The sequence below is a fragment of the Serratia sp. TSO36 genome, from assembly GCF_057808395.1.
Genome location: NZ_JBJZOU010000002.1, coordinates 74,269 through 90,899, shown reverse-complemented (window position 1 = coordinate 90,899; position 16,631 = coordinate 74,269). Strand labels below are relative to the sequence as shown.

14 protein-coding genes are annotated in these 16,631 nt (G+C 61.1%); 5 read left to right on the top strand and 9 right to left on the bottom strand.

Annotated features, from left to right (window positions below):
• The first annotated feature begins 24 nt into the window (after positions 1-24).
• Complete coding sequence (gene yiiM, locus ACK3CV_RS00740; RefSeq protein ID WP_164039703.1) at positions 25-696, top strand: 6-hydroxyaminopurine reductase; 672 nt, start codon at positions 25-27, stop codon at positions 694-696.
• A gap of 101 nt (positions 697-797) precedes the next feature.
• Positions 798-1,577, top strand: a complete 780-nt coding sequence (locus ACK3CV_RS00735) for a class I SAM-dependent methyltransferase (RefSeq protein ID WP_164039700.1) — start codon at positions 798-800, stop codon at positions 1,575-1,577.
• An 11-nt stretch (positions 1,578-1,588) separates the two neighbouring features.
• On the opposite strand, the gene ACK3CV_RS00730 is transcribed toward ACK3CV_RS00735, so the two are convergent.
• On the bottom strand, positions 1,589-1,951 hold the full coding sequence (locus ACK3CV_RS00730) for a YibL family ribosome-associated protein (protein ID WP_004933989.1): 363 nt from the start codon (positions 1,949-1,951) through the stop codon (positions 1,589-1,591).
• A 73-nt stretch (positions 1,952-2,024) separates the two neighbouring features.
• Entirely contained in the window at positions 2,025-3,491 is a 1,467-nt protein-coding gene (locus ACK3CV_RS00725) for an aminotransferase-like domain-containing protein (RefSeq protein ID WP_086580768.1), read from the bottom strand.
• 142 nt (positions 3,492-3,633) lie between these two features.
• Here ACK3CV_RS00725 and ACK3CV_RS00720 point away from each other — a divergent pair, with 142 nt between their 5' ends.
• Positions 3,634-4,242, top strand: coding sequence for a LysE family translocator (locus tag ACK3CV_RS00720; RefSeq protein ID WP_033636554.1), 609 nt, complete (start codon positions 3,634-3,636; stop codon positions 4,240-4,242).
• Here ACK3CV_RS00720 and ACK3CV_RS00715 read toward each other — a convergent pair.
• The 7 genes from ACK3CV_RS00715 to ACK3CV_RS00685 all read right to left on the bottom strand — a co-directional run bounded on the left by ACK3CV_RS00715 (position 4,239) and on the right by ACK3CV_RS00685 (position 15,301).
• On the bottom strand, positions 4,239-4,793 hold the full coding sequence (locus tag ACK3CV_RS00715) for an MltR family transcriptional regulator (RefSeq protein WP_033638634.1): 555 nt from the start codon (positions 4,791-4,793) through the stop codon (positions 4,239-4,241). The genes ACK3CV_RS00720 and ACK3CV_RS00715 overlap by 4 nt on opposite strands.
• A gap of 91 nt (positions 4,794-4,884) precedes the next feature.
• Complete coding sequence (mtlD, locus tag ACK3CV_RS00710) at positions 4,885-6,030, bottom strand: mannitol-1-phosphate 5-dehydrogenase (RefSeq protein WP_164039698.1); 1,146 nt, start codon at positions 6,028-6,030, stop codon at positions 4,885-4,887.
• A gap of 58 nt (positions 6,031-6,088) precedes the next feature.
• Positions 6,089-8,008: a PTS mannitol transporter subunit IICBA gene (locus tag ACK3CV_RS00705; RefSeq protein ID WP_033636552.1), complete on the bottom strand. Its 1,920-nt coding sequence runs from the start codon at positions 8,006-8,008 to the stop codon at positions 6,089-6,091.
• A 542-nt stretch (positions 8,009-8,550) separates the two neighbouring features.
• Positions 8,551-9,270: a DUF3053 domain-containing protein gene (locus ACK3CV_RS00700; protein WP_033636551.1), complete on the bottom strand. Its 720-nt coding sequence runs from the start codon at positions 9,268-9,270 to the stop codon at positions 8,551-8,553.
• Between the two features lie 308 nt (positions 9,271-9,578).
• Positions 9,579-11,648 carry a glycine--tRNA ligase subunit beta gene (gene glyS / locus ACK3CV_RS00695; protein WP_033649541.1) on the bottom strand — a complete coding sequence of 690 codons (2,070 nt, stop codon included), beginning with the start codon at positions 11,646-11,648 and terminating at the stop codon, positions 9,579-9,581.
• Between the two features lie 9 nt (positions 11,649-11,657).
• Complete coding sequence (gene glyQ / locus ACK3CV_RS00690; RefSeq protein ID WP_004933966.1) at positions 11,658-12,575, bottom strand: glycine--tRNA ligase subunit alpha; 918 nt, start codon at positions 12,573-12,575, stop codon at positions 11,658-11,660.
• A 737-nt stretch (positions 12,576-13,312) separates the two neighbouring features.
• On the bottom strand, positions 13,313-15,301 hold the full coding sequence (locus ACK3CV_RS00685) for an autotransporter outer membrane beta-barrel domain-containing protein (protein WP_164141434.1): 1,989 nt from the start codon (positions 15,299-15,301) through the stop codon (positions 13,313-13,315).
• Between the two features lie 196 nt (positions 15,302-15,497).
• Between ACK3CV_RS00685 and ACK3CV_RS00680 the strand changes: the two genes are divergently transcribed.
• Together ACK3CV_RS00680 and ACK3CV_RS00675 are read left to right on the top strand one after the other, a co-directional pair.
• Positions 15,498-16,064: a DNA-3-methyladenine glycosylase I gene (locus tag ACK3CV_RS00680; protein WP_033636547.1), complete on the top strand. Its 567-nt coding sequence runs from the start codon at positions 15,498-15,500 to the stop codon at positions 16,062-16,064.
• The gene (locus ACK3CV_RS00675) at positions 16,061-16,513 is read left to right on the top strand and encodes an N-acetyltransferase (protein ID WP_033636546.1); all 453 of its coding nucleotides are present in this window, start codon (positions 16,061-16,063) and stop codon (positions 16,511-16,513) included. Before ACK3CV_RS00680 ends, ACK3CV_RS00675 begins: the two co-directional genes overlap by 4 nt.
• Positions 16,514-16,631 lie beyond the last annotated feature (118 nt).

The window sequence follows — 16,631 nt, the reverse complement described above, 5'->3', positions numbered from 1 at the left end:
TCGACGCGAGACACGGAGGCGCACATGCATCACCCAGACGTTTACATCGGCAGCATCCAACCCTATGAAGGCGGGCGCCCCAGCGCCATCGCCAAACGCCAGGTGGATGGCGCCATCCGGCTCACGCCGCTCGGCCTGGAAGGCGACGAGCAGGCGGAAAAAAGCTATCACGGCGGGCCGGACCGCGCGCTGTGCCACTACCCGCGCGAGCATTACGCCCACTGGCGCGCGCAGTTTCCGGCGCAGGCCGAGCAATTTTGCGCCCCGGCCTTCGGCGAGAATATCTCCACCGAAGGGCTGACCGAACACAATGTGTTTATGGGAGACATTTTCCGCTGGGGCGAGGCGCTGATCCAGGTCACCCAGCCGCGCTCGCCGTGCTTCAAGCTCAATTATCACTTCGCCATCGAGGACATTTCGGTGCTGATGCAGCAAAGCGGCCGCTGCGGCTGGCTGTATCGGGTGGTGTCGCCGGGCGTGGTCAGCGGCGATCGTCCGCTGGCGCTGGCGGCGCGCAACAGCGATGTGTCGGTGGCCGAAGCCATCGCCATCGCCTGGCATATGCCGTTCGACGTGGAACAGTATCGCCGCCTGTTGGCGGTCGCCGGCCTCTCCGCCAGCTGGAGCAAGACCATGCTCACGCGGCTTGCCGAAGGGCACCTTGAGGACTTCAACCGCCGCCTGCTCGGCCGTTGAAAGCGCGGGCGGAAAAGATGAAAAACGTGCGCCGAATGCCGCGTTAACCCTGTTCTTCCGCCTATACTGTAGCCGCGTGTTTTTCAGCCAGGAGCCAGGTAATGGCCACCCCGACCCATTCGATTCATCACGCCGCCGCCGAGGGCTATCAGGCCAATGCCGATCGCTATATGAAAGGCCGGCCGGATTATCCGCCGGAAATCGCCGCCTGGCTGCGCGAGACTATCGGCCTGCACGCCGGCATGACGGTCATCGATCTCGGCGCCGGCACCGGCAAGTTCACCCCGCGCCTGCTGGAAACCGGCGCTCAGGCGATCGCCGTCGAACCGGTGCCGCAAATGCTGGAAAAACTGTCGGCGGCGCTGCCGCAGGTGAAGACGCTGGCGGGCACCGCCGAGGCGATCCCGTTGCCGGACGAGTCGGTCGATGCGGTAGTGTGCGCCCAATCCTTCCACTGGTTCGCCACGCCGCAGGCGCTGGCGGAGATCCGGCGCATTCTCAAACCCGGCGGCAAACTCGGTCTGGTGTGGAACATGCGCGATGCGCGCGTCGGCTGGGTGCGTAAACTGAATCAGATCGTCGATCGCCACGAAGGCGATGCGCCGCGTTTCTATACCGGCGAATGGCGCAAGCTCTTCCCGTTCAAAGGCTTTGAACCGCTGCAGGAGCAGGTCTTTATGTTGAGCCACCGCGGCGCGGTGGAGGACGTGATCTACAACCGGGTGCGTTCAACCAGCTTTATCGCCGCGCTGCCGCAGCCGCAACAGGAGCAGGTTATCGATCAATTGCGCCAGCTGGTGGCGGAAGAAGAGGAGCTACGGGGCCAGGACACGGTCACCGTGCCCTATCAGACCAAGGCGTATTTCACCACCAAGGTCTGACGCCCGGGGGTTCAGAACGCTTTCTTGGCGTAACCGGTGACCGCTTTCAGGCCCATCTCGCGGCCCAGCGCGGTCATCGGATGCACCACGATCAGCCCGCGCGCGCTTTTCTTCAGCGCGCCCATGTCGGCCTGCTCTTTCTTGGTGATTTCGCGGCTGAACGGCAGCTTGCTCAGCTTCTGCGCTTCGGCGCTCAGCTTCTCGCCGCGCACGTTTTTCAGGCGCTCGATCTCCGTCGCCAGCTTCTCTTTCTCTTTGGTGTGCTGCGCAATCAACTCAGGGTTGCCCTGTTGGATCACGGTGGCGTCTTTGTGGTTCAAGGCGTCCAGCAGGTCGCTCAGGCGCTTGATCTCTGCTTTTTCTTTCTCTTTCATGTTCTCTGGCCCGTTGTGCCCAAAATGGCACGCTAATCAATGATACCGGCATTGTAGCAAAAGGCGCGCGCCGTTACCCGTCCTGCGCAATGCCGGGCGGCAGGCCGCTCATCTCGCAGGCTCTGGCGCCGAGCCGGGCCAACGCCTGGGTGTAGCGCGCGTTGAACGGGTAGCAACAGGAGAGCCGCAGCGCGTTGCGGTAGCGCCCGCTGGGGGAATACAGGGTGCCCGGCGTCAAACAGATCTGCTCTTCCAGCAGTTGGTGGAACAGCGCTACGCTGTCCACGTTGGGGGGGAACTCAACCCAAAACACGAAGCCGCCCGCCGGCTGCGTGGCCAGCGTGCCGCGCGGGAAATGCCGGGCGATCAGCGCCCGCGCCTCGTCTACCTGCGCCGCATAGCGCTTGCGCAGGTTGCGCAAATGGTGATCGTAGCCGCCGCTCTCCAGGAAGGTCGCCAGCGTTTCCGACAGCAGCTGCGACTCGGACATCGACGACACCGCCTTCAGCTTGCGCAACGCCTCGTGAAAGCGGCCGCCGCAGATCCAGCCGACGCGAAAATCCGGCGCCAGCGTTTTGGTGAAGCTGGAGCAAAACAGCACCCAGCCGTCACGATCGAACGCCTTCACCGCCGGTGACAGCGCGCCGCCGAACTGGATCTCGGCATACAGCCCGTCTTCAATCAACGGCACCTGATGATCGTTCATCAGCCGCGCCAGCCGCTTTTTCGCCGCCAGCGGCATGGTGCAACCCAGCGGGTTTTGCACCGTCGGCATGGCGATCACCGCATTCAGCCGCTTCTCGTTCAGCAGCAGCTCCAGCGCGTCCAGCGACAGCCCCAGCTGCGGATCGGTGGGGATTTCCAGCGCTTTCAGCCCCAGGCTGGCCAGCAGCGGCAGCAGGTAGAAGTAGGTCGGTGACTCCAGCCCGACGCAGTCGCCCGGTTTGGTGGTGACGCGCAGCGCCAGCTGCAACGCCTCCATGCAGCCGTGGGTCAGCACCACGTCGCCCGGCTCCAGCAGCATGCCCAACGTCATCGAACGGCGGGCGATCTGCTGACGCAGCCGCAGGCTGCCGGGCGGCAACGGATACTGCCCGATCAGATCCGGTTGACGGCGCAGCTGAGAGGACAGCATGCGCCCCAGCTTGCCGCCGGGATAAAAATCGCTGGTCTGCGGGCAGGCCAGCGCAATGTTGGTGAAGGCCGGGTTTTGCTGGGCGGCAAACACGGTGTCGATCAGCGCCAGCACGTCGTCCGCCGGCGGTTCGATGCGGCCGCTGGGCGCCGAGGCCATCTTCAGCGCCGGCAGCGTGCTGCGGACATAAAACCCCGATTGTGGCCGCGCTTCGATCAGCCCGCGATCCTCCAGCGTGCGGTAAGCCGACACCACGGTATTAATGCTGACGCGATGGGTTTGCGCACAGCGCCGCACCGAAGGCAAGCGGTCGCCGGGCAGCAGCGTGCCGCGGCGAATGGCCTCGGCCAGCGTATCCGCCAGCTGCAGGTAACGGGTATCCGGGGTTTCATCGAGCAGGGTCACAGTTTCTCTCCAGGCAATGGGTACAGTTTACATTTTGCACAACTGTAACCATAACAATATCCAATTTGTGGTTCTGTCACCATCCCATCGCAGCGATTATGCTGATCCTCTCGTTATTACCGTCATTTTGAAGGAACCTGCCATGCTGGACTCCGCCTTTGTCAGCTACGTCACCGTCATGTCGATTACCCCCGGCCCCAACAACCTGCTGCTGGCCTCGTCGGGCGTCAACTTCGGCCTGCGCCGCACCCTGCCGATGCTGTTCGGCATCGGCGCCGGCTGCGCGGTGCAGCTGGCTATCATTATCCCGCTGCTGGCGCTGGCGCTGAGCTGGGCCGGCGTCATCCGCTTCCCGCTGGCGGTGATCGGCTGCGCCTACCTGCTGTGGCTGTCATGGAAACTGTTCAAGGCAGCCTCGCCGGACGCCAAAGAGCAGGCGAGGCCAATGAGTTTCCTCAACGGCGCGCTGTTTCAGGCGGTCAACCCCAAGGCCTGGCTGATGGTGATCAACGTGGCGATCCTGTTCACCCCGCGCGAAGGCGCCACCTTCTTCCATACGCTGAGCGTCATCGCAGGTTTCGTCGTGCTGAATTTACCCTGTGTGCTGCTGTGGGCGGTGCTGGGCGACCGGTTGCGCAACGCGCTCCAGGTCGCCTGGAAGCTACGCGCGTTTAACGGCGTCATGTCCGGCCTGATGGCCGCCACCGCGCTGTGGTTGCTGTTCGACGAGTGGCGCGCGGCCTTTGCTTAGCCGCGGCCGAGAGGAGAGAGTCGGGAAGGTTGTTTGGCGCCGATGCCGGCGATCAGATCGGTAATGGACAGCACCATGGTGGAGCGCACCATCTGCTGATAGCGCTGACGCTGCATGGCGATCAGCGCTTCATCCGCTTCGCCCGGCTGCAGGAAGGTCGGCGCCGGCGGCAGCGCGGCCACGCAGTGCAGCTCGCCGAACGGCCCGAGGATTTCGTCGTCGACGAAGCGGTATTCCGCACCGTCGTGATTCAGCTCTTCGCGCATCGCCATCAGCAACTCGGCGTCTTCATATTCGTGGCGGGAGATCACCCCCAGCCCATACATCAGCTTCAGGCGCACCGACAGCTCCCCCAGCGGGCCGCTGCCGGACAATAGCGGTTCGACGGCATATTTCACCGCATAGTCGTCCTTGCGGAATACCTGCACCACCAGCACGTTGAGCGCTTCCGCCAGCAGCTCTACCGCCGCGATCAGGAAACTGCGCACCGTTTTGCCCGCGTTCAGCTTTTCCAGAACCTGATTTTCAAATGCCTGTGCTTCTTCCATCATCGCTTTTCGAAAGGCGTGGGGAGGGCCGTCGATGTCGAACTCGGATTGCAGGAGCGCAGCAAGCTGCGCTCGGGTGTTCATCATCACGATTCTACTTGTGCATGGCGTTATACACAGCAACGGCCTCTTCTACAACCTCGCTTTCCGCCGGCAGGCCGGAAATTTGCGCCAGCGCGGCTTTCGGCCCGAGCGTGTTCAGCAATTCCGCCAACTCCTGCGCCTGCGGATCCTGTTCGCTGCGGTAGCTCATGGCGGCGGCGATGCCCTGGATCAGGTTGGCGTGCGGCAGGCCGTATTCCAGCGTGCCCAGCAGCGGTTTGATCAGGCGATCGCCTGCGCTCAGTTTGCGCAGCGGCTGGCGCCCCACGCGCTCGACGTCGTCGTGCAGATACGGGTTTTCGAAGCGGCCGAGGATTTTGTTGATGTAGGCGGCGTGCTTGTCGGCGTCGAAGCCGTAGCGCTTGATCAGCACCGCACCGCTCTCTTCCATCGCTCCTTTCACCACGCGACGGATCGCCGGGTCGAGAATGGCGTCGCGAATGGTTTGCAGCCCGGCCCGTTGGCCAAGGTAAGCGGTGATGGCGTGGCCGGTATTGAGGGTGAACAGCTTGCGTTCGACGAACGCCATCAGGTTGTCGGTCAGCTCCATGCCGGCGATCGCCGGAGGCTGGCCCTTGAACTGGGTCTGATCGACGATCCATTCGCTGAAGGTTTCCACCGTCACTTCCAGCGGATCGCTGCTGTCCGCCGGCGGCACGATGCGGTCGACGGCCGAATCGACGAAGCCGACGTGCTGCTCAACCCATGCCTGCTCGTCCTGCGGCAGCGCAGCGAACACATGCTGCTTCAGCTGGCTGGTGCCGCGCACCATGTTCTCGCAGGCGATGATGTTCAGCGGCTGCTCATTGCCCTGCTGATGACGCAGCACCAGCCCTTTGGCGATCGCGCCGGCGATTTTGCCGAGAATTTGCGGGCCAACGGCAGTGGTCACCAGATCCGCCTCGGCGATCAGCGCCACCGCCGCCTCGCTGCCGCTGTTGACGGCGCTGACGTTGTTGACGCTCTCCACACGCTCTTGCTCACCCACCACGTGCACCGCGTAGCTTTTACGGCTGTTCAGCAAATCCAGCACCGTTTGATTGACGTCGGCGAAGGTCAGCTCAACCCCGGCGTCCGCCAGCAGCTTGCCGATAAAACCGCGGCCGATGTTCCCTGCGCCAAAATGTAATGCTTTCATAACTCTACCTTCTTAATGTCGAAGGGTGCAGCAAGCTGCACCCTTTAAAATGATTCCGTTATCCGGCTTTTTTGCCGCCGAGCAGGTCCAGCACTTCCTGCACGCTGGTGGTATTCGCCAGCCGCTCGATCACACTCTCGTCATCCAGCGCGTTGGTCAGGCTGGTGATCACCTGAATATGCTCGTTGTTGCGCGCGGCGATGCCGATCACCAGACGGGCCACTTCATCCTCTTCCTCGCCGAAGCGCACGCCCTGCGGGTACTGGCAGAACACCACGCCGGTGCGCAGCACCCGGTCTTTGGCCTCAATGGTGCCGTGCGGCACGGCGATCGACTCGCCCAGGTAGGTGGAGGTGAGTTTCTCGCGCTCCAGCATCGCCGGCACGTACTCCGCCTCGACGTAGCCGCCTTTCACCAGCTGCTCGCCGGCGAAGCGGATCGCCTGCTCTTTGTCGCTGGCCTGCAGGTTGAGGAACACGTTGCTCTCGCTCAGCTTGAACAGGTTCGATTCACCGGCTTCGAAGCTGTCGTCCAGCGCGCCCAGTACCTTCTGCTGGTTGTCGCTGGTTTTGTTGGCCGCCAGCAAACGGTCGACCAAATCGCTGTACAGCTTGCTGTCGAGGAAATTGGTCAGCGAGATGTGCTGGGCCTGCGGCGCGTGGCGCATCGCACGCTCGGTCAGATCGCGGTGGGTGATCACCAGATCAACATCGTCCGGCAGGCTGTTGATAGCGCTGTTGGTCACCGAGATGTTCTTCAGCCCGGCGTCGGCCACTTTCTTGCGCAGCACCCCGGCGCCCATGGCGCTGGAACCCATGCCCGCATCGCAGGCGACGATGATTTTGCGCACGGTGCTCAGATCGCCGTCGACCGATGCCGGCGCCGCCGCGCCGCCTTTGGACTGCGATTTCATCTCTTGCATGCGACGGGTCGCGGCTTCCAGATCGTCATCCTCTTTCACCTTGGAGGTTTTCAGCAGGAAAGCGGACACCACGAAGGAGACGGCAAAGGCTGCGCACACCGCCGCAATGTTGGCGAAGTAGGCGCCTTTCGGGGTCATCGCCAGCACTGCCAGGATCGAACCCGGAGAAGCCGGAGAAACCAGGCCGCCGTTCAGCATCGTCAGGGTGAAGACGCCGGTCATGCCCCCCAGGATCACCGCCAGCAGCAGGCGTGGGTTCATCAGCACGTAAGGGAAGTAGATTTCGTGGATGCCACCCAGGAAGTGAATGATTGCCGCACCGCCGGCGGATTGCTTGGCGCTGCCGCGGCCGAAGAACATGTAGGCCATCAGTACGCCCATGCCCGGGCCTGGGTTGGCTTCGATCAGGAAGAATACCGACTTGCCGACTTCCGTGGCCTGCTGGATACCCAGCGGCGAGAAGATGCCGTGGTTGATGGCGTTGTTCAGGAACAGGATTTTCGCCGGTTCAACGAAGATGGACGCCAGTGGCAGCAGGTTGTTCTTCACCATCACGTGCACGCCCGCCGCCAGCAGCTTGGAGAGCACCTCCACCAGCGGCCCGATGCCCAGGAAAGCCAGGATCGCCAGCAGCATGCCGATGATGCCGGCGGAGAAGTTGTTCACCAGCATTTCAAAACCGCTTTTGATCTTGCCGTCCACCCAGCGGTCAAAGTGCTTGATAGCCCAGCCGCCCAGCGGACCGGCGATCATCGAGCCGAGGAACATCGGCATGTCGGCGCCGACGATGACGCCCATGGTGGTGATAGCGCCGACCACACCGCCGCGCTCGCCGCCCACCAGCCGCCCGCCGGTATAACCGATCAGCAATGGCAGCAGGTAGGTGATCATCGGGCCGACCAGCTTGGCTAAGGTTTCATTCGGCAGCCAGCCGGTTGGAATGAATAGCGCGGTGATAATCCCCCAGGCGATAAAGGCGCCGATGTTGGGCATCACCATGTTGCTCAGGAAGCGGCCAAAGTTTTGTACTTTAACCTTGATGTCTGGTGAAAACATAAAACACACCCCTATTGTTACGCGCTGACAATAGAGCGCGTGATTATTGTTGTGACGATCCAGCCGTGTTGCCGCTGTATGCGAAACGGACTCTATCACGCTGTTTTTGTCACGCGAACTTCACGGATTTTTTGTGACACAAATCACACACAACACCCCAACAAACCACCATTTATAGTGATAAAGATCACACTTATGGCGTGTAAAAAAAGCACAGTGAGAAAAAAATCGCCTGAAAACCCACAATAAAGTGATGTTGATCACATTTTTAAACTGATTGTTTGTTTTTAAATTGTGATAAACATCACAATTTATTTTCAACTGCGGCGCCGATCGCGACGCTCTGTTTGATCATCCCTGTGAGCATTCATCCCGCCGGGAACTAGCGAAGTGATGAATGAAAGAAAACTACATTGCCGAATGAATGGATTAATTGAAGTGTAGTACAGAAGCCTGCGCAATAAACCAGCAAGCTATTGGAAACGCTGAGGGGAAATAAAACGGGCCGGCAATGCCGGCCCGTATGTCGTGCAAGCGGTGCGTTATTGCGTCACGCTTTGAACGGCTTTCTGCGCATTCAGCAGGTTCTGCTGCTTGGCCACCAGATTCGACATCATGGTGTTGTACTGCGCCACCTGCTGCGCGGTGCGGAACTGCACGCCGTTGTTGTTGAAACTGACCTGATTGCCCTGGCTCTGCAGGAAATCGCCAACCTGCACCAGATCCTGCACGAAGCCGGCGGTGGTCGGGATCGCCGGCATCAAGGCGTTGGCCGGTGCGGTAACGATCTTGTCATAGGCCTGGTTGTACACCGCCTTCAGATCGTCGGGCTGCTTCAGCGCCGCGCGGGCGGTATCCGCCTGCGATTTAGCGGACTGGATCTGTTGGCCCAGCAGGTTCAACGCGCCGACCGATTGCTGCAGCGCGTCGCGTTTGTTCAGGTAGTCCTGCGCGGTGCGGATCTGGTTAATCTGATCCAGCGCCGGCGTCAGGCTGGCGCCGACCGACTTGGACAGCTGCTGCGAAAAGCCGACCAAAATCGCGTAATCGCCGGCATAGTTGCCGAACTTCTGCTTCTGGTCTTCGCTCAGCGTGGGGATGTTCGCCCCGCTGCGCATCACGGTATTCTGTAAGTAATCGATAAATGCTTTGCGCTGTTCCGGCTCTTTATCGCCGCAGGCGGTCAATTGCATGACCACCAACAATGCCAATACCGGTGCCAACCAACGCGCGAAACCTCTGCTCTGGATCCCTACCGCCATGTGACATAACTCCTGTTATAAACCTGCTTTTTCATTGGACTCCGCCCCTTTTTCCGCACTCCGTGCGCCTATAAGAATAGATCAACTGGCGGCATTCCGATACGCGATTCCGCTTGCGGTGAGCATTGCCCCGGCCGGATGCGGTTGAAAATCGTGCGCAAAACGCACTGAGGTTCATTGTCGTCGGCGACCGGACGCTTCAATTTCCCCAAGTCGCCCCCCAAGTTGCCAGGCGACCTTGCCTTCGCACCCAGGAAACGGAAATAAAAAAGGCGCCCGCAGGCGCCTTTTCACAGCAGAGAGGCCGCTTACTGCAACACGGAGATATCCGCCACCTGCAGGAACAGTTCGCGCAGCTTACTCAACAGCGTCAGACGGTTCACGCGCACTTCCGCATCGTCCGCCATGACCATCACGTTGTCGAAGAACGCATCCACCGGCTCGCGCAGCGCAGCCAGCTCCACCAGCGCTTCCTGGTAGTTGCCCGCCGCGAAATACGGCTGCAGCTTGTCGCGCAGCACCACCAGGTGAGTCGCCAGCTGGATCTCCGCTGCATCCTTCAGCACCGAGGCGCGCACGCTGTCGTTCAGCGTTTCGGTAGACTTGGCCAGAATGTTGGAGACGCGTTTGTTGGCCGCAGCCAGCGCCGCCGCCGCTTCCAGCGTACGGAAGTGGGAGACCGCCTTGACGCGCGCGTCGAAGTCGGCCGGCTTGGTCGGACGGCGCGCCAGCACCGCCTGAATGGTATCGACAGCGTGGCCTTCTTCCTGATACCAGGCGCGGAAGCGGCCCAGCATGAATTCCACCACCTCGTCGACCACCTTGGCGTTGGTCAGCTTGCTGCCGTACAGGCGCACGGCCTCTTCGGTCAGGGTCTGCAGATCCAGCGGCAGGTTTTTCTCGACGATGATGCGCAATACGCCCAGCGCGGCGCGGCGCAGCGCGAACGGGTCTTTATCGCCTTTCGGATGCTGCCCGATGCCGAAGATGCCGGCCAGGGTGTCCATCTTGTCGGCGATCGCCAGGGAACAGGCCACCAGCGACTGCGGCAGCGCATCGCCGGCGTAGCGCGGCTGATACTGCTCGTTCAGCGCAACGGCGACGTCTTCCGCCTCACCATCATGGCGCGCGTAGTGCATGCCCATCACGCCCTGGGTGTCGGTGAATTCGAACACCATGTTGGTCATCAGGTCGCACTTCGACAGCAGGCCCGCGCGGGTGGCGTGGTTGACGTCGGCGCCGATTTGGCCGGCAACCCAGCCCGCCAGCGCCTGAATGCGGTCGGTCTTGTCGCGCAGGGTGCCCAGCTGCTGTTGGAACAGCACGGTTTCCAGGCGCGGCAGGTTGTCTTCCAGGCGTTTCTTGCGGTCGGTGTTGAAGAAGAACTCGGCGTCGGCCAGACGCGGACGCACCACTTTCTCGTTACCGGAGATGATCTGCTGCGGGTCTTTCGACTCGATGTTGGCCACGAAGATAAAGTTCGGCAGCAGTTTGCCCGCGGCGTCGTACACCGGGAAATACTTCTGGTCGCCCTTCATGGTGTACACCAGCGCTTCCGCCGGCACCGCCAGGAATTTCTCTTCGAATTTGGCGGTCAGCACCACCGGCCATTCCACCAGCGAGGCCACTTCTTCCAGCAGGCTGTCGCTCAGATCGGCCTTGCCGCCAATCTTCTGCGCCGCCAGCTCGGCGTCGCGCTTGATGAGGGCTTTACGCGCTTCATAATCGGCGACCACTTTGCCGCGCTCCAGCAGGATCTGCGGGTATTGGTCGGCGTTGTCGAGGGTGAACTCGGCTTCGCCCATGAAGCGGTGGCCGCGCACGGTGCGCGCAGAGTCGATGCCCAGCACGGTGCCCGGGATCAGATCGGCGCCCAGCAGCATCGTGACGGTGTGCACCGGACGCACGAACTGCACGTCGGAGTCGCCCCAACGCATCAGTTTCGGAATCGGCAGTTTAGCCAGCGCGGTGCTGACCATGCCGGCCAGCAGCGCCTGCGCCGACTGGCCTTTGACGTGGGCGCGGTACATCAACCACTCGCCCTTGTCGGTCACCAGGCGTTCAGCCTGATCGACGGTGATGCCGCAGCCGCGCGCCCAGCCTTCGGCCGCTTTGCTCGGTTTGCCTTCGGCGTCGAACGCCTGGGCGATCGCCGGGCCGCGTTTTTCAATTTCGCGATCGGCCTGCGCCGCGCTCAGGTTGGCCACTTTCAGCGCCAGGCGGCGCGGTGCGGCGAACCAGCTCACGTCACCGTGTTCCAGGCCGGCGTTGTCCAGCTCGGCGGTGAAGTTGGCGGCGAAAGATTCCGCCAGGGAACGAAGAGCCTTCGGCGGCAGCTCTTCCGTGCCGATTTCCACCAGGAAAGTCTGTTGAGTCATGGCTGCCTCTTAGTTCTCGTTCTTCTTGTTGCACATCGGGAAGCCCAGCGCTTCGCGGGAAGCGTAGTAGGCTTCGGCAACGGCTTTGGTCAGCGTGCGGATGCGCAGAATGTAGCGTTGACGCTCGGTCACCGAAATCGCCTTGCGCGCGTCCAGCAGGTTGAAGGTATGGCCCGCCTTCAGGATGCGTTCGTAGGCCGGCAGCGGCAGCGGTTTTTCCAGCGCCAGCAGCGATTGAGCTTCTTTCTCGTACTGCTCGAAGCAGGAGAACAAGAAGTCGACATCGGCGTATTCGAAGTTGTAGGTGGACTGCTCCACTTCGTTCTGGTGGAACACGTCGCCGTAGGTGGTGACGCCCAGCGGGCCGTTGCTCCACACCAGATCATATACGCTGTCCACGCCCTGGATGTACATCGCCAGGCGCTCCAGGCCGTAGGTGATCTCGCCGGTCACCGGCTTGCACTCCAGGCCGCCGACCTGCTGGAAGTAGGTGAACTGCGTCACTTCCATGCCGTTCAGCCACACTTCCCAACCCAGGCCCCAGGCGCCGAGCGTCGGGTTTTCCCAGTTGTCTTCCACGAAGCGAATGTCGTGGATGGTCGGATCCAGACCCAGCTCTTTCAGCGAGCCCAGGTAGAGTTCCTGAATGTTGTCCGGCGATGGCTTAATCACCACCTGGAACTGGTAGTAGTGCTGCAGACGGTTCGGGTTTTCACCGTAGCGGCCGTCGGTCGGGCGGCGGGATGGCTGCACATAGGCGGCGGCCATCGGCTCCGGCCCCAGTGCGCGCAGGCACGTCATCGGGTGTGAGGTTCCCGCGCCGACTTCCATGTCCAATGGTTGAACGATGGTGCAGCCCTGGCGCGCCCAATAATCCTGCAGTGTCAGGATCAGGCCCTGGAAGGTCTTGGTATCAAACTTTTGCATGTTGAATTCGCACGCGATACAAGTGGATTTAGATGGAATGCGCCAGTATACCCTTTGACCGTAAGATATACAGCCAGAATCCGGCAACAAGTGCGAATCGGGACGAGAAGCGCTGGATTTTCCCGCGGCGGGCACAGCGGGAAGGACAACACGCCGGCCGGTTACCTTGCCGTTCAGAAAGACATACCCGGCATACACATTAGAGCCACTTAACAAAAATATCACTCACCGCCGTTTAAATAGTCAATTGGCTGAACGCTACTTCCCTCTTCATCGACCAAATTTAAGCTGATTTACGTGCGTATATCCTTATATTTCCCACGAGATAAAGTTGCACCAATGTTATTTTTGTTAATTTTATCAACTAAAAAACTCCCTTCATCGAGAGATAATGTGATCAAGTGCCAGATTATTTCTTATATCGTGAAAAATAAGGTGATATCGAGCGGCGTGCCGACGCGTTGGGTATGGAAGGAATGGCCATGGATGAAATACGGCGCTAACGGGCCACAGAAACAAATTGACAGTTAATCTTTGGTTATACAATAATAAATAAAATTTTCCCTGGTGTTGGCCAAGTGGCTACCTGATCCTTTCATAGGATCAGTTTTTTTTTGTATTTCCGCCAACGTCACTGTGGCCCGCATAATTCCCCCCAGGCCGCCTTTCGCATAAATCCCTTATCAGACCTTATGGCTTATCCTGATCCTGCGCCCTTGAACGCGCCGATGGCCAATTCAAAAACGCGCGCTGACGCCGACGTTATACATAAACTGCTCGCCGCTGCTCAGCCCGCCGGTTTGCGAGACGGTGGCGAAGGCCGATACCCTGTCCGTCAACGGCATGTTGGCCCCCAACGTGACATCCACCCAGTTTTTGTCCTGGCCCGCACTGTCGCGGGTGAACGAGGTTTGCGTCGATTTCAGGCCGCCGCCGGCGCGGTAGACGTCGTCGCCGAACTGGTGCTGATAACTCACTTCCGCATAAGGGTTAAACACGCCGAATTGCGTATCCAGCCGCCAGCCCAACGCGCCGATCTGCGAGTGGTAGGTTTGATCGTTGAAGCGCATGGCGGTGCTGTCATCGCCATCTTCGCTGTAGCCGGAAACGCGGCTGTAATCCCAGGCGAACTGCGCCACCGGCCCGGTGGTCAGGTAAGAAGCGATCGGGAAGTCATAGCCGGTGGTCACGCGCGCGCCCCACTGCCTGCCGGTGGTCGAACCGGTTTCGGTGCGCGTCAGCGGCCCCAGCCGCAGGCTGCGGCGGATGTCGTCATAATCCATCGTCGCATAGTGCAGATCGGCGTTAACCCAGCCGTGCTCGAATATCGCCAGTGAACTGAAAGCCGACAGCAGCAGCCCGCGCGCCTTGTAATCAAAACGGCTGGAAGGATGCTGATCGTCGTTGGAACCGGCGATCAACGCGCCGATCAGCCAGCCGTCGGTCAGCTGATAGTCCACGCCGACGGTCAGGTTGTGGGTAGTGGCGTTGCCGTCCCCCGCCGCCCGGTTATCGGCATAGTCGTAGTGCTGGCCGGCGTAACCGCCGAACACGCCCAGCGAGCCCTGCGGGTTGTCGCCGTGGCGCAGCTGCTGGAAGCGACTGTCGAGCGTGGCGCGGCTGTCGCGCGCCATCGCCGCCGTCGCCTGATTCAGCGCCACCACCTGCGCCGGGCCATCCAACACCGCCTGGATATAATCCGCAATCAGCAGGTGCGCCTGCGGGCTCGGGTGGAAGTGATCGGAGAACAGATAGGACTGGCCGGCGTCGAAGCCGGGCATATCGGAGCGGCAGACCGCCGAGGAAACGCCCGGCGGGCAAGCCATGCCGGCGGTGTTGACGAAGCCGAACTGCGCCGGATTGGCGATCGCTTCGGCGAACAGCTTGTTGACGTCCACCCGCACGATATTGCCGCCGCCCTGCGCCAGCAAACGGTCTTCACTTTGATTATAGAAATCGGTCAACTGGGCGGCCTGCGCGCTCAGGCTGTCATACGCCGCGATAAGCTGCGTGGCGATCGCCTGCTGCACCTGAGGAATGGCGCTGCCCTGCTTCGCCGCGGCGGCCAACGCCGCGTGGATTGCCTGCGTGCGTGAAGCGTTGTCCGGCGTCGCCACCGAATTAAGCGTGGCATAGGCCGCCTGGATCGCCGCCCCCTGCACCGGCGACAGCGCCTGTTGAATGATCAATTCCATCAGCTGCGGCGTGGAGCCGATGTTCGGCACCGTCGGCACGATCACCGTGCCGGCGCCGGCGTTCAGCAGCGAATGCACCTGCGCGGCTGCCGCGGCGGCGCTGTTATAGGCCACGCCGGGCGCGGTAGCGGCATTTAATGCCGCCGCCGCCAGATCGTTGCCGCCGATCCAATGAACGTACAAACCGTCGCCGTCGGCCTGGCCGTTGACCCGGTTCAGATAGCGCTGCACCTGATCCTGGGTGTTGTCGGCCGGGTTCAGGCCCGGCACCGCCACGGCGCCACCGGCGGCGTAGTTCTCACCGCCGTTGTCCGAAGCCACCAGCGCCGCCCCGATGCGTTGCGCCAACGCTTCGTCGTACAGCAGGTGCTGGTTACCGTCATAGGTGAACCGGCCGTTGTTGCCGGTATCGCTCAGGCTATCGCCAAAGACGTAGAGTTGATCGTACGCCTGAGCCGGAAGGGTCACACTGCAAAGCAACGCCACTGCAAGCGCCGCCGGGCGGGGCATGCACGTTATTTTTAGAGGCATGAATCGACTCCTGAGAGCCTGCAAATGAAGGCAATGTCGTTTTTATCGTTGGCCGGTTTTCCACCGGCCATGTAGTAACTATTGTCGGCTTTTTCGTCACGTCAAGCGGGCTGATGACAAAACAATCAGAGGCTTGCCAAGTTCGGCGCTTCGAGCGATGATTACTGTTCATAAATACAGCATAAGGACAGTCAGGATGGCAGACGAACGTTGCGGTTGGGTGACGGCCGATCCGTTGTATCTCGAGTATCACGACCAGGAATGGGGCGCGCCCACCACCGACGCGCGCGAGCTGTTTGAAATGCTGTGCCTCGAGGGGCAGCAGGCCGGCCTTTCCTGGATCACCGTGCTGAAAAAGCGCGAGAACTACCGCCGCGCTTTCCACGGTTTCGATCCGCAGCGGGTCGCCGCCATGACCGAACAAGACGTGGAAAATCTACTGCAGGACAGCGGCATCATCCGCCACCGCGGCAAGATAGAAGCCATCATCACCAACGCCAAAGCCTATCTGGCGATGGAGGCGGCCGGCGAGAATTTCGTTACCTTCATTTGGGACTTCGTCGGCGGCCGGCCGCAGCTCAACCGCTGGCAGGCGCTGAACCAGGTGCCGGCCAAAACCGAGCAGTCCGACGCCATGTCCAAGGCGCTGAAAAAACGCGGCTTCAAGTTTATCGGCTCCACCGTTTGTTACGCCTTCATGCAGGCCAGCGGGCTGGTGAACGATCATCTCACGGGATGCATGTGCTACCCAAAGCCACGGTGATCCGCCCCTGTGGCCCGGAGGATATCGACCGGCTGATGGCGCTGTGGCTGCCCAGCACCATCGCCGCTCATCCGTTCGTGGCGGAAAAATACTGGCGTGAGAGCGCCGCGCTGGTGCGTGAAAACTACCTGCCGCGCGCGCAAAGCTGGGCCTGCTGGCATGACGACGAGATCGTTGGCTTTATCAGCGTGCTGGACGAGCAGTTCATCGGCGCGCTGTTTGTCGATCGGGCATTTCACGGCCGCGGCGTCGCCCAGGCGCTGATGACGCACGTGCAGCAGCGCTATCGCCGGCTCAGCCTCGAGGTGTACCAGCAGAACCTGCGCGCCTGCGCGTTCTACCACAGGCACGGTTTTCAGGTGACGCAGCGCCTGTTCAATGATGAAACCCAGGCCTATACGCTGATCATGAACTGGCCGGCAGTCGAAAATTCAACCAGTTATGCTTAAAAAAGGCGCATCCGCACTCCGGATGCGCACAATTAAGAATCCGCTGCATAGCGCCGCCCGGCGTTTTACCGCATAACTCCCCCAGCACTTACCCGCGCTCATCATTTGTCACGTTTTT